Source organism: Pseudomonas sp. S2_C03, from assembly GCF_054668405.1.
In genome coordinates this window covers 4,810,222-4,822,983 of sequence record NZ_CP162766.1, presented here as the reverse complement: position 1 = coordinate 4,822,983, position 12,762 = coordinate 4,810,222, and the positions used below count along the sequence as shown (strand labels likewise).

Below are 12,762 nucleotides of genomic sequence, written 5' to 3'. Positions count from 1 at the left end.
TTGTAGCTTTTAGCTTGCCGCTTGCAGCTGCTCCGCCAGGAGCCAACATGCCGTTACGCGAAGAATGTCTGTGGGAAAAACTGACGCCGCAAAGGCCCGACCATGCGGCGCTCAAGGGCGAAGTAACGGTTGATGTGTGTGTCATCGGCGCCGGTTTCACCGGTTTGTCGGCGGCGGTGCATTTGCTGGAACAAGGCAAGACCGTCTGTGTGCTCGAAGCCCACCGTACCGGTCATGGCGGTTCGGGACGCAATGTCGGGCTGGTCAATGCCGGCATGTGGATCCCGCCGGATGACATCGAAGCCGGGTTTGGCGAAGCGGTCGGCAGTCAGCTCAATCGCATGCTGGGCGCGGCGCCGGCGCTGGTGTTCAGTCTGGTGGACAAATACAACATCGATTGCCAGTTGCGCCGCGAAGGCACGCTGCACATGGCGCACAACGCGCGTGGCGAGGCGGACCTGCGCAGTCGTGAACAACAATGGAAACGCCGTGGCGCGCCCATCGAACTGTTGACCGGTTCGGCCTGCGAGCAAGCCACGGGCACCAAAAAGATCGCCGCAGCGCTGCTCGATCGGCGCGCGGGTACGATTAACCCGATGGCCTACGCCACCGGGCTGGCCAATGCCGCCGTAAAGCTGGGTGGCCAACTTTTCGATCACTCACCCGTCACGCGCCTGGAGCGCCAAGGCCAGCGCTGGTCGGTGCAGACCGAGCAGGGGGCGGTGCTGGCTGAACAGGTGGTCATCGCCTCCAACGCTTACACCGAAGGCGACTGGACCGAGTTGCGACGCAATTTTTTCCCCGGTTATTACTATCAGGTGGCTTCCGTGCCGCTAAGCGGCGAGGCGGCGGACCGCATTCTTCCCGGCGGTCAGGGATCCTGGGACACCCGTCAGGTACTCAGCAGCGTGCGTCGGGACAAAGAAGGTCGACTATTGCTCGGCAGCCTGGGCAACGGTAATCAGAAACCGACGTGGTTTCTCAAAGCCTGGGCCGATCGGGTGCAGCAGCATTACTTCCCGTATCTCAAATCGGTGGAGTGGGAGTGCACCTGGACCGGGCGCATCGCGTTTACCCCCGATCACCTGATGCGCCTGTTCGAGCCGGCCCCGGGGCTGGTGGCCGTCACCGGTTACAACGGGCGCGGTGTGACCACGGGCACGGTGGTCGGTAAGGCGTTTGCGGACTATCTGTGTAACGGAAATCCTCAGGCCCTGCCGATTCCATTCGCACCCATGCAGCCGGTAGCCGGGGTGGGGCTGCGCAGTTGTCTGTACGAAGCCGGCTTTTCGCTGTATCACGCGGGCCAGTGCCTGCGCATCGTGATCTGATTGAAGAAATTTGTTGCCCGAAGCGGCGCTTTTCGGTGTTGCGACTAGCCTGTAATGGTGCGGGTTGTAGCAGTCCCCGCACCAGCAGTGTGCAGTTCGGTGACGCGGGTTGTTACAGGCTGGTTGCACGCCGTTTGGTGTCGCGGTTGCAATGATGGCGCAGGCAGGTTGCGCCTTAAAAAATAATTGGTTTTACCTTCCGCGGTTTAGACGGTTGCACGCCCAATGAAAATGGGACCGAAACAGTCATAAAAACAATAACGCAGCGACTTTTTTCAGAATAAAAAACCGATGGCACGGCCCTTGCTCTGAGCATTCAGTGAAGTTGCAGTGCCAAATCAAAAAAAACCTTGGAGCACCACCTCATGTCCCAGACGTTTTACAAGAAAGGCTTTCTGGCCCTCGCAGTGGCTACTGCGTTGGGCGTTTCTGCGTTTGCTCAGGCTGACATCAAGATCGGCGTAGCGGGTCCAATGACGGGCGCCAACGCGGCATTTGGCGAACAGTACATGAAGGGTGCACAAGCGGCGGCCGATGCGGTCAATGCTGCAGGCGGCGTGAACGGGGAAAAAATCGTACTGGTCAAGGGCGATGACGCCTGCGAACCGAAACAGGCTGTGACGGTCGCCAAGGACCTGACCAACCAGAAAGTCGCAGGTGTGGTTGGCCACTTCTGCTCCTCGTCGACCATCCCGGCCTCCGAGATCTACGACGAAGCGGGCATCATCGCCATCACCCCGGGCTCCACCAACCCGCAGGTGACCGAGCGCGGCCTCAGCGCCATGTTCCGTATGTGCGGGCGTGACGACCAGCAAGGTATCGTCGCCGGCGACTACATCGTCGACGTGCTCAAGGGCAAGAAAGTCGTCGTGCTGCACGACAAGGACACCTACGGCCAAGGCCTGGCAGATGCCACCAAGGCACAGCTGGAAAAACGTGGCGTGAAGCCGGTGCTGTACGAAGGCCTGACCCGTGGTGAGAAAGATTTCAGCGCCGTGGTCACCAAAATCCGTGCCGCCGGTGCCGACGTGGTCTACTTCGGTGGCCTGCACCCGGAAGCCGGTCCACTGGTCAAGCAACTGCGTACCGAAGGCCTGAAAGACGTGAAGTTCATGTCTGACGACGGCATCGTGACCGACGAATTGGTGACCACCGCCGGCGGCCCGCAATACGTGGACGGCGTGCTGATGACCTTCGGTGCCGACCCTCGCCTGCTGCCAGACAGCAAGACGGTGGTAGACGCCTTCCGCAAAGCCGGCACCGAGCCAGAAGGCTACACCCTGTACGCCTACGCCTCGGTCCAGACCCTGGCTGCAGCCTTCAACGGCGCCAAGTCCAACAAGGGCGAGGACGCGGCTGCATGGCTGAAGAAAAACCCGGTCAAGACCGTCATGGGCGAAAAAGCCTGGGACAGCAAGGGTGACCTGAAAGTGTCCGACTACGTGGTTTACCAGTGGGACAAGGACGGCAAATACCACCAGCTGGAAAAACAGAAGTGACATGACTGCCCGGCGCCCCGTGCGCCGGGCAATCCTTGAACATGTCCGTGCAGTACCTGACTTTTCTTGTAGAGCTGCACACAACCGCGTTGCGTCGGCGGCTGAACCCCGGTCCGTCGCAGGTGGCTTCTGTGCAGTCTCTCAAATGCGTGAGATTGCGTTATGGATGGTATTTTCCTGCAGCAACTGGTCAACGGCCTGACCCTCGGGTCGGTCTATGGCCTGATCGCCATCGGCTACACAATGGTCTATGGCATCATTGGCATGATCAACTTCGCCCACGGCGAGGTTTATATGATTTCCGCTTACCTCGCGGCAATCAGTCTGGCACTGCTGGCTTACTTCGGTATTGAATCCTTCCCTCTGTTGATGCTGGGCACACTGGTCTTCACCATTGTCGTCACCGGGGTGTATGGCTGGGTCATCGAACGCATCGCCTACAAACCCCTGCGCAACTCCACTCGGCTGGCACCGCTGATCAGCGCCATCGGTATTTCGCTGATCCTGCAAAACTATGCCCAGATCAGCCAGGGCGCTCGCCAGCAGGGTGTTCCGACACTGCTGACTGGTGCATGGCGGATCGACATCGGTACTGGCTTCGTCCAGCTCACCTACACCAAGATCTTCATCCTGGTCGCGGCATTCGCCGGCATGGCGTTGCTCACCTACATCATCAAGTACACCAAGCTCGGCCGCATGTGCCGCGCCACCCAGCAAGACCGCAAAATGGCCTCGATCCTGGGGATCAACACCGACCGGGTGATTTCCTACGTGTTCATCATCGGTGCAGCGATGGCGGCCCTGGCCGGCGTGCTGATCACCATGAACTACGGCACGTTCGACTTCTACGCAGGCTTCGTCATTGGCATCAAGGCGTTTACCGCAGCGGTACTCGGCGGCATCGGCTCACTGCCTGGGGCCATGCTCGGCGGGATTATCCTCGGGATTTCCGAGTCGCTGTTCTCGGGTCTCGTCAACTCGGACTACAAAGACGTCTTCAGCTTCTCGCTGCTGGTCCTCGTTCTGGTCTTTCGGCCTCAAGGCCTGCTCGGCCGTCCTCTTGTGTCGAAGGTGTAAGTCATGTCTTCAACCACTAAAAAAACCATTGATCTCAAGAAAAGTCTGGTTGATGCGATTCTCTCCGGCCTAGTTGCCCTGATCGTGTTCGGGCCGATCGTCGGCGTCGTACTCGATGGCTATGGCTTCAATCTGGAAGCCACGCGAGTGGCCTGGATCATCGCCGTTGTCATGGCCGGTCGTTTTGCCCTCAGCACCTTCCTGCAAACTCGCAGGGGCCTGAAAATTCTCGAGGGTTTTGAAAGCTCCGGCTCCGGGGTACACGTACTGCCACCTGACTACAAATCACGCTTGCGCTGGATCATCCCGTTGATGATCGTCATCGCCGTGGTGTTTCCGTTCTTCTCCAACTCCTACCTGCTGGGCGTGGTCATCCTCGGGTTGATCTACGTGTTGCTGGGCCTGGGCCTGAACATCGTGGTGGGCCTGGCCGGCCTGCTCGACCTCGGTTACGTGGCGTTTTACGCCATCGGTGCCTATGGCCTGGCGCTGGGTTATCAATACCTGGGGCTGGGGTTCTGGACCGTGCTGCCGCTGGCGGCGATCACGGCTGGCCTGGCGGGCTGCATCCTGGGTTTTCCGGTGTTGCGTCTGCACGGCGACTACCTGGCGATCGTGACCCTGGGCTTCGGTGAAATCATTCGCCTGGTGCTCAACAACTGGCTGTCGCTGACCGGCGGGCCAAACGGCATGCCAGCGCCACTGCCAACGTTCTTCGGCCTTGAGTTCGGCAAGCGGGCGAAAGATGGCGGGGTGCCGTTCCACGAGTTCTTCGGCATCGCCTACAACCCGGACGTGAAGTACTACTTCATCTACGCCGTGCTGTTCCTGGTCGTACTCGCCGTGCTGTACATCAAGCACCGCCTGACCCGCATGCCGGTCGGCCGCGCCTGGGAAGCCCTGCGGGAAGATGAAATCGCCTGCCGTTCCATGGGGTTGAACCACGTGCTGGTCAAACTCTCGGCGTTCACCATCGGTGCTTCGACCGCCGGTTTGGCAGGGGTGTTCTTCGCCACCTATCAAGGCTTCGTCAACCCGACGTCCTTCACCTTCTTTGAGTCAGCCCTGATCCTCGCCATCGTGGTACTCGGCGGCATGGGCTCGACCATCGGTGTGGTCATCGCGGCTTTCGTACTGACCGTGGCCCCGGAGCTGCTGCGTGGTTTCGCTGAATACCGCGTGCTGTTGTTCGGCATCCTGATGGTGGTGATGATGATCTGGCGACCGCGCGGCCTGATTAGGATCAGCCGTACCGGTGTGACGCCACGCAAGGGGGTAGCGCCATGAGCGAAGTCGTACTTTCAGTTGAAAAATTGATGATGCACTTTGGCGGCATCAAGGCGTTGAACGACGTCAGCCTCAACGTGCATCGCAACTCGATCTTCGCCCTGATCGGCCCCAACGGCGCCGGCAAGACCACCGTGTTCAACTGCCTGACCGGTTTCTACAAGGCCTCCGGCGGCAAGATCGAACTCAACGTGCGGGGTGAGCGCACCAACGTCATCCAGTTGCTGGGCGAATCATTCAAACCGACCGATTTCGTGTCGCCGAAATCCTTCGCCAGCCGCATGTACTACAAAATGTTCGGCGGCACCCACCTGGTGAACCGCGCCGGCCTGGCCCGTACCTTCCAGAACATTCGCCTGTTCAAGGAAATGTCGGTGCTGGAAAACCTGCTGGTGGCGCAACACATGTGGGTCAACCGCAGCCTGCTCGCGGGCATCCTCAACACCAAGGGCTACCGCAAGGCCGAAAGCGATGCGCTGGACCACGCTTTCTACTGGCTGGAAGTGGTGGACCTGGTGGACTGCGCCAACCGCCTGGCCGGTGAGTTGTCCTATGGCCAGCAACGCCGTCTGGAAATCGCCCGTGCGATGTGCACCCGGCCGCAGATCATCTGCCTCGATGAACCGGCCGCCGGCCTCAACCCTCAGGAAACCGAAGCGCTGAGCGCGATGATCCGTCTGCTGCGTGACGAGCACGATCTGACCGTGGTGCTGATCGAACACGACATGGGCATGGTTATGAGCATTTCCGACCACATCGTGGTGCTGGACCACGGCATTGTCATCGCCGAGGGCGGCCCCGACGCTATCCGCAACGACCCGAAAGTGATTGCCGCTTACCTGGGCGCTGATGAAGAGGAGCTCGTATGACTAACGGCGCCATCCTCGAACTCAAGGAGCTGGACGTGTTTTACGGGCCAATCCAGGCCCTGAAGAAAGTCTCGCTGCACATCAACGAAGGGGAAACCGTCAGCCTGATCGGCTCAAACGGCGCCGGCAAGTCGACGCTGCTGATGTCGATCTTTGGCCAGCCGCGTGCGGCGGGTGGGCAAATCCTCTACCAGGGCGTGGACATTACCCACAAGTCATCGCACTACATTGCCTCCAACGGCATCGCGCAATCGCCGGAAGGCCGGCGTGTATTCCCCGATATGACTGTCGAGGAAAACCTGCTGATGGGCACCATTCCCATTGGTGACAAGTACGCCAAGGAAGACATGCAGCGCATGTTCGAGCTGTTTCCGCGTCTTGAAGAGCGGCGCACTCAGCGGGCCATGACGATGTCGGGTGGTGAGCAACAGATGCTCGCCATCGCCCGCGCGCTGATGAGTCGGCCGAAACTGCTGTTGCTCGATGAGCCAAGCCTGGGCCTGGCGCCTATCGTGGTGAAACAGATCTTTGCCACCCTGCGCGAACTGGCCAAGACCGGCATGACCATCTTTCTTGTCGAGCAGAACGCGAACCATGCCCTGCGCCTGTCTGACCGGGCCTATGTGATGGTCAACGGCGAGATCCGCATGAGCGGCACTGGCAAGGAACTGCTGGTGAACGAGGACGTGCGCAACGCCTACCTTGGCGGGCATTGATCTCGGCGGCAACACCCAAGCCCCGGCGCGCAAAGCGCCGGGGCTTTTTCATGGCTATCCCCAACCCCTGTAGGTGCGAGCATGCTCGCGATGGTCGTCAACGATAACGTTGGGTATCTGGTTCCCCGCGGTGCCTGGGCCACCATCGCGAGCATGCTCGCTCCTACAGGATGGGGGGAGCAAAAGGTCAATTGTGGAAAACAAATTCCAGAAGCTCCGAAAGCGCGACATAAAGCCGCTGTAAACAGTTGTTTCGCCAAGCTTTTGAGTTGTCCCCGTTTGCTGTGGAACTGGCTGTGAATAACATGGGAGTAGCCGGCTGAACGCCTTGTAAATCGTGGCTTGCAGCGTGGCGGTTGTTTTTTGAGCAGGTGGTTTTGGCCTGCGTCAGGCCGGCAATGTCAACCTTTTTATTGGTCGCGTCAGGCGCACAAAAACGCAAGATACCGCCTGTGGATAACTCTGTGGTTAAACTCTGGAAAGACTCACCCGAGGGCCGTCGTTACTGGCTTGGCGCCATCGCCGATTGAGTCGGTAGATCGTGCAAATTGCCCAGGTCTGCACAGTGAGTATTACGGGGTCAAGCAAAAAACTTTGTAATCTGCCCGCAAAGCCTTATGCACAGCGGCTTGCAGCGTAATGACTTGCCCCCGGAAACTGTGGAGCGGCTTGTGGATAACATGCGGGTATCTGGCTGCAGGCCACGGCTGGCGAGGCGTGCGGCATGTTGATCGTTTTTTGTACAATGCTACCGGTTGCCGGTGCGTGCCAAGGCGGGCATGCTGGCTGCTGAACTTCCATTCCAAGGGTTGCACGGCAGCCCAAGCAAGGAGAACACGATGTCCAACACCCTGTTTATTACCGGCGCGACGTCCGGTTTTGGTGAAGCCTGCGCCCGTCGTTTCGCCGAGGCTGGCTGGAAACTGGTGCTGACAGGTCGTCGTGAAGAGCGTCTGAATGCCCTGTGCGCCGAGCTATCGAAGCAGACCGAAGTCCATGGCCTGGTGCTCGATGTCCGTGATCGCAAGGCCATGGAAGAAGCCATTGCCAATCTGCCGCCGTCCTTCGCCAAGCTGCGCGGGCTGATCAATAACGCTGGCCTGGCCCTGGGCGCGGACCCGGCGCCGAAGTGCAGCCTGGATGATTGGGACACCATGGTCGACACCAACATCAAGGGCCTGATGTACGCCACCCGCCTGCTGTTGCCGCGCCTGATCGCCCATGGCCGTGGCGCCGGTATCGTCAACCTTGGCTCGGTTGCCGGCAACTACCCGTACCCAGGCAGCCATGTGTATGGCGGCACCAAGGCGTTCGTCGGGCAGTTCTCGCTGAGCCTGCGTTGCGACTTGCAAGGCACGGGCGTGCGGGTCAGCAACATTGAACCCGGTCTGTGCGAAAGCGAGTTCTCGCTGGTGCGTTTCGCCGGTGACCAGGAGCGCTACAACGCGACTTACGCCGGTGCCGAGCCGATCCAGCCCCATGACATTGCCGAGACGATTTTCTGGGTACTCAACGCTCCGGCGCACATCAACATCAACACCCTTGAGTTGATGCCGGTGAGCCAGAGCTGGGCGGGGTTTGCGATTGATCGTTCGGGTGGAAAGGCTTAAACCGCGTCGCGGCCAATCGCGGGCAAGCCCGCTCCTACAGGGTCCGGTGTGACACACAAAGGGTGTGAACAACGAAAATCACTGTAGGAGCGGGCTTGCCCGCGATAGCGGTCTAACCGTCAGCCGAGATACTCAACCAACCCGCCATAACAGGTCGCCAGGTGATACGGCGTGGTCGACGGCATGTCACGGCGGCAGACTTCACCATTCACCGCACGGCACTCATGCCATCCGCCGGCATGCAGGAAGCGACGCTGCAATGTCTGTAATTGGCGCAGCACATTGGCTTCGCTGTCCGGCCGCAGGGTCAGTGCGCGCAGGTATTCCGCCTGGGCCCAGATACGCTGGGTCGCATCGCGTGGCACGCCATCGTGTTCCAGCACCAGTGTGGCCTTGACCGCCCCTGTCTTCTGGTCGACCCCCAATCGTTCGGTGAACCTGAAAGCACGCGTGATCGAGCCGTGCAGGGCCGAGTCACGCAATAACGGCGAGGATTCCAACAGGAAATACCACTCGAACTGATGCCCGGGTTCGAACCAGTTATCCACAGCGCCCAGCGGTTTCTCCATCAGCACGCCGTGTTCCGGATCGATGAAATGTTGCTGCATGGCTGTGCATAACCCGATGAGGGCTGCCTGCACCGCGTCATCCTTGCGTACCGACAAGGTCGCGAGCAGGGCTTCGGCCAAATGCATGAGTGGATTTTGCAGGGGGCCGCTGCTACGCGACGACCAGTCGCGCTCAAGGCTGGCTTCGTAAAGGCCGTCGCCCGTGGCGAATCGCTCGGCCACCACTTGCAGCGAGGCATTGAGCACCGATTCCACCAGCGGTTCGCGAACCTTGCCCCAGTAATGGGCGCAGGCGAAGACGATGAATGCGTGGGTGTAGAGGTCCTTGCTTTGATCCAGCGGGGCGCCTTGTGGATCGATGCTATAGAACCAGCCGCCGTGTTCGGCATCGTGAAAGTGATGCTGCAGCGAACGGAACAACGCGGCGGCGCGAGCCTGGGCGCCGGGCACCTGGCCGATCAGGCTGGAAAACAAGTACAGCTGCCGTGCGCAGGCCATGGCCCGGTAACGCTGGGGCGGCAGCGGCTGGTGCGCGGCATCCAGGGCCTCGTAGGGCAAGGCCATCTCGGCATTCCAGCCGGGCCCCTGCCAGAGCGGCACGATCACCTTCAGAAAATGCGCTTGCACCGTGGCAAACAGGGCAGTCAGTTCAGGCTGGGAAGCGGAGCGGGAAACAGGCGGCATTGGCTGGCGTCACGGCAGGGTTGATGGCGCGACATGTTAGCAGGCCTTGGGTATGTGGTGTCTGTCAGGGCGCTATCGCTGGCAAGCCAGCGCTTACATGGGGGCGCGCGGCAACGGTAGGAGCGAGCTTGCTCGCGATAGGGGCGCCCCGAATCCATCGTTCCTGAAATAGAACGCTAAAGCCAATTTTCGCTATCTACCGCTCAAAAGGTGATGGTTTTAATCTTCTCCCATCAACGCGAAACACACCCACTACTGAAAATCAAAACACCTTAGGAGCAACAGCCATGACTAAATTCAAATACAACCGCCTGAACAAAGACGACGCTGCCGTGCTGCTGGTTGACCATCAGGCAGGCCTGCTGTCCCTGGTTCGCGACATCGATCCTGACGCCTTCAAGAACAACGTCCTGGCCCTGGCTGACCTGGCCAAATTCTTCAACCTGCCGACCATCCTCACCACCAGCTTCGAGCAAGGCCCCAACGGTCCGCTGGTTCCTGAGCTCAAGGCGTTGTTTCCGGATGCTCCGTACATCGCCCGCCCTGGCCAGATCAACGCCTGGGATAACGAAGACTTCGTCAAGGCGGTGAAGGCCACTGGCAAGAAACAGCTGATCATCGCCGGCGTGGTCACCGAAGTCTGCGTAGCCTTCCCGGCCCTGGCTGCCCTGGAAGAAGAGTTCGATGTGTTCGTGGTCACCGACGCCTCCGGCACGTTCAACCAGATGACCCGTGACGCCGCCCACGACCGCATGAGCCAAGCGGGTGCGCAACTGATGACCTGGTTCGGCGTGGCCTGCGAGCTGCACCGCGACTGGCGCAACGACATCGAGGGCCTGGCCGCGCTGTGCTCCAACCACATCCCGGACTACCGCAACCTGATGACCAGCTACAACGCCTTCAACACCGCCAAGTAAGCCAACCGCGCCCAAGGCAACGGCTATCGTTGTCTTGGGCGCCGCTTCGTTCACCGCACATCCATCCAATTCCTGCCGGGCAATCCCCGGCATGCTACGCAGTCGTGCCCACCGCTGCCGCATCCAGATGGAGAACATCATGACCCAAGACTCCAACGACAAAAGCCGCCGACAGTTCCTGGCCAACAGCACCATCCTCGGTGCCGCCGGCGCGCTTTGGTCGGCGTTGCCATTTTCTGGCTCCACCGGTTCTGCCTACGCTTCCAGCCAAGGTGGCTCCATGAGCGCCGACCTGATTCTGTTCAACGGCAAATTGCACACCGTCGACCGCGAGAAACCCCTGGCCACCGCTGTCGCCATCAAGGACGGCCGCTTCATTGCCGTGGGCAACGACGGCGAAGCCATGGCCCACAAGACCTCGGCCACCCGGATCATCGACCTCAAGGGTCGTACCGTCATCCCCGGCTTGAACGACTCCCACCTGCACTTGATTCGTGGCGGTTTGAACTACAACCTGGAACTGCGCTGGGAAGGGGTGCCCTCGGTGGCTGATGCCTTGCGCCTGCTTAAAGATCAGGCGGCCCGCACGCCGACGCCACAGTGGGTGCGCGTGGTGGGTGGCTGGAACGAATTCCAGTTCGCCGAAAAACGCATGCCCACCCTGGAGGAAATCAACCAGGCCGCGCCTGATACTCCGGTGTTCCTGCTGCACCTCTACGATCGTGCGCTGCTCAACCGCGCCGCGCTGAAGGCCGTGGGTTACACCAAGGACACGCCGAACCCACCGGGCGGCGAGATCCAGCGCAACAAGTTCGGCGAGCCCACAGGCCTGCTGATTGCGCGCCCCAATGCAATGATCCTGTATGCCACGTTGGCCAAGGGGCCGAAGCTGCCGCTGGAATATCAGGTCAACTCGACCCGCCAGTTCATGCGCGAACTCAACCGCCTTGGCCTGACCAGCGCCATCGATGCCGGCGGCGGCTACCAGAACTACCCGGACGACTATCAGGTGATCCAGGAATTGGCCGACAAGGGCCAGTTGACCGTGCGCATCGCTTACAACCTGTTTACCCAGAAGCCCAAGGAAGAGCTCGCGGACTTCAAGAACTGGACGTCCAGGGTCAAGCCCGGCGACGGCACCGACTTCCTGCGCCACAACGGTGCCGGCGAGATGCTGGTGTTCTCGGCGGCCGACTTCGAAGACTTCCTTGAGCCGCGCCCGGACCTGCCACAGACCATGGAGCAGGAACTCGAACCGGTGGTGCGCCATCTGGTCGAGCAACGCTGGCCGTTCCGACTGCACGCGACCTACGACGAATCGATCTCGCGCATGCTCGACGTATTCGAGAAGGTTAATCGCGACATTCCGTTCAACGGCCTGCCGTGGTTCTTCGATCACGCCGAAACCATCAGCGCGAAAAACATCGAGCGCGTGCGAGCGTTGGGCGGCGGCATCGCCATCCAGGACCGCATGGCATTCCAGGGCGAATACTTCGTCGACCGTTACGGTGCGAAGGCTGCCGAGAAGACGCCGCCGATCCAGCGCATGCTTGCCGAAGGTATTCCGGTCGGTGCCGGCACTGACGCCACTCGGGTCTCCAGCTACAACCCGTGGACTTCGCTGTACTGGCTGGTCAGCGGCAAGACTGTCGGCGGAATGGCGTTGTACCCGGAAGGCCTGAGTCGCGAAACTGCGTTGCAACTGTTCACCCATGGCAGCGCCTGGTTCTCCAGTGAACAGGGAAAAAAGGGGCAGATCAAGGTCGGCCAACTGGCGGACCTGGCCGCGTTGTCGCTGGATTTCTTCAGTGTCGATGAAGAGGCGATCAAAGGCATCGAGTCGGTGCTGACCGTCGTCGACGGCAAGGTGGTGTACGGTGCGGCGGAATTCAGCAACCTCGGCCCTGGCCAGGTGCCGGTGTTGCCTGAATGGTCGCCGGTGGCCAAGGTGCCAGGGCACTGGCGCGCCGGTGCGCCCTCGTTGGCGGCGGTGGCGCACCAATGTGTCGGTCCTTGCGGGGTGCATGCGCACAGCCATGAACGGGCGCGGCATTCGAGTGTGCCGGTCAATGATTACCAAGGGTTCTGGGGAGCCTTGGGTTGTTCGTGTTTTGCTTTCTGATGTGAAGGGGGGGAACCGTGAGGGTTCCCCTTTTTTTGTGTTGTCTGGTCGGGCCTCATCGCGGGCAAGCCCGCTCCCACA

The 12,762-nt window shown here is 60.4% G+C and carries 11 protein-coding genes; 10 read left to right on the top strand and 1 reads right to left on the bottom strand.

The window, feature by feature from the left end; genetic code table 11:
- Positions 1 to 47 precede the first annotated feature (47 nt).
- From amaA to AB4N64_RS22220, 8 genes are all read left to right on the top strand, one after another.
- Positions 48 to 1,331, top strand: coding sequence for an L-pipecolate oxidase (gene amaA, locus AB4N64_RS22255; RefSeq protein ID WP_460118553.1), 1,284 nt, complete (start codon positions 48 to 50; stop codon positions 1,329 to 1,331).
- A gap of 365 nt (positions 1,332 to 1,696) precedes the next feature.
- The gene (locus tag AB4N64_RS22250) at positions 1,697 to 2,830 is read left to right on the top strand and encodes an ABC transporter substrate-binding protein (RefSeq protein WP_460118551.1); all 1,134 of its coding nucleotides are present in this window, start codon (positions 1,697 to 1,699) and stop codon (positions 2,828 to 2,830) included.
- 162 nt (positions 2,831 to 2,992) lie between these two features.
- Complete coding sequence (locus AB4N64_RS22245) at positions 2,993 to 3,907, top strand: ABC transporter permease subunit (RefSeq protein WP_460118549.1); 915 nt, start codon at positions 2,993 to 2,995, stop codon at positions 3,905 to 3,907.
- A 3-nt stretch (positions 3,908 to 3,910) separates the two neighbouring features.
- Positions 3,911 to 5,194 (top strand): high-affinity branched-chain amino acid ABC transporter permease LivM, encoded by a 1,284-nt coding sequence (livM, locus tag AB4N64_RS22240; protein ID WP_460118547.1) that lies wholly within the window; start codon positions 3,911 to 3,913, stop codon positions 5,192 to 5,194.
- Complete coding sequence (locus AB4N64_RS22235; RefSeq protein WP_460118545.1) at positions 5,191 to 6,063, top strand: ATP-binding cassette domain-containing protein; 873 nt, start codon at positions 5,191 to 5,193, stop codon at positions 6,061 to 6,063. Before livM ends, AB4N64_RS22235 begins: the two co-directional genes overlap by 4 nt.
- Positions 6,060 to 6,779, top strand: coding sequence for an ABC transporter ATP-binding protein (locus AB4N64_RS22230; protein WP_460118543.1), 720 nt, complete (start codon positions 6,060 to 6,062; stop codon positions 6,777 to 6,779). Before AB4N64_RS22235 ends, AB4N64_RS22230 begins: the two co-directional genes overlap by 4 nt.
- A gap of 81 nt (positions 6,780 to 6,860) precedes the next feature.
- Positions 6,861 to 7,079 (top strand): hypothetical protein, encoded by a 219-nt coding sequence (locus tag AB4N64_RS22225; RefSeq protein ID WP_460118541.1) that lies wholly within the window; start codon positions 6,861 to 6,863, stop codon positions 7,077 to 7,079.
- A gap of 539 nt (positions 7,080 to 7,618) precedes the next feature.
- Positions 7,619 to 8,389 (top strand): SDR family oxidoreductase, encoded by a 771-nt coding sequence (locus AB4N64_RS22220; RefSeq protein WP_460118539.1) that lies wholly within the window; start codon positions 7,619 to 7,621, stop codon positions 8,387 to 8,389.
- Positions 8,390 to 8,508: 119 nt separating this feature from the next.
- Here the strand turns inward: AB4N64_RS22220 and AB4N64_RS22215 are convergent, their stop codons facing one another.
- Positions 8,509 to 9,642 carry an AGE family epimerase/isomerase gene (locus tag AB4N64_RS22215; protein ID WP_460118537.1) on the bottom strand — a complete coding sequence of 378 codons (1,134 nt, stop codon included), beginning with the start codon at positions 9,640 to 9,642 and terminating at the stop codon, positions 8,509 to 8,511.
- A 287-nt stretch (positions 9,643 to 9,929) separates the two neighbouring features.
- Here AB4N64_RS22215 and ycaC point away from each other — a divergent pair, with 287 nt between their 5' ends.
- Both ycaC and AB4N64_RS22205 read left to right on the top strand, forming a co-directional pair.
- Positions 9,930 to 10,559 (top strand): isochorismate family cysteine hydrolase YcaC, encoded by a 630-nt coding sequence (ycaC, locus tag AB4N64_RS22210; protein ID WP_460118535.1) that lies wholly within the window; start codon positions 9,930 to 9,932, stop codon positions 10,557 to 10,559.
- A 280-nt stretch (positions 10,560 to 10,839) separates the two neighbouring features.
- Entirely contained in the window at positions 10,840 to 12,681 is a 1,842-nt protein-coding gene (locus tag AB4N64_RS22205; protein WP_460126831.1) for an amidohydrolase, read from the top strand.
- Positions 12,682 to 12,762: the final 81 nt, after the last annotated feature.

Excerpts from the sequence above, each read along its gene's own strand:
- amaA (WP_460118553.1), top strand. The coding sequence starts at position 48 with ATGCCGTTACGCGAAGAATGTCTGTGGGAAAAACTGACGCCGCAAAGG.
- AB4N64_RS22250 (WP_460118551.1), top strand. The coding sequence starts at position 1,697 with ATGTCCCAGACGTTTTACAAGAAAGGCTTTCTGGCCCTCGCAGTGGCT.
- AB4N64_RS22245 (WP_460118549.1), top strand. The coding sequence starts at position 2,993 with ATGGATGGTATTTTCCTGCAGCAACTGGTCAACGGCCTGACCCTCGGG.
- livM (WP_460118547.1), top strand. The coding sequence starts at position 3,911 with ATGTCTTCAACCACTAAAAAAACCATTGATCTCAAGAAAAGTCTGGTT.
- AB4N64_RS22235 (WP_460118545.1), top strand. The coding sequence starts at position 5,191 with ATGAGCGAAGTCGTACTTTCAGTTGAAAAATTGATGATGCACTTTGGC.
- AB4N64_RS22230 (WP_460118543.1), top strand. The coding sequence starts at position 6,060 with ATGACTAACGGCGCCATCCTCGAACTCAAGGAGCTGGACGTGTTTTAC.
- AB4N64_RS22225 (WP_460118541.1), top strand. The coding sequence starts at position 6,861 with ATGCTCGCGATGGTCGTCAACGATAACGTTGGGTATCTGGTTCCCCGC.
- AB4N64_RS22220 (WP_460118539.1), top strand. The coding sequence starts at position 7,619 with ATGTCCAACACCCTGTTTATTACCGGCGCGACGTCCGGTTTTGGTGAA.
- AB4N64_RS22215 (WP_460118537.1), bottom strand. The coding sequence starts at position 9,642 with ATGCCGCCTGTTTCCCGCTCCGCTTCCCAGCCTGAACTGACTGCCCTG.
- ycaC (WP_460118535.1), top strand. The coding sequence starts at position 9,930 with ATGACTAAATTCAAATACAACCGCCTGAACAAAGACGACGCTGCCGTG.
- AB4N64_RS22205 (WP_460126831.1), top strand. The coding sequence starts at position 10,840 with ATGAGCGCCGACCTGATTCTGTTCAACGGCAAATTGCACACCGTCGAC.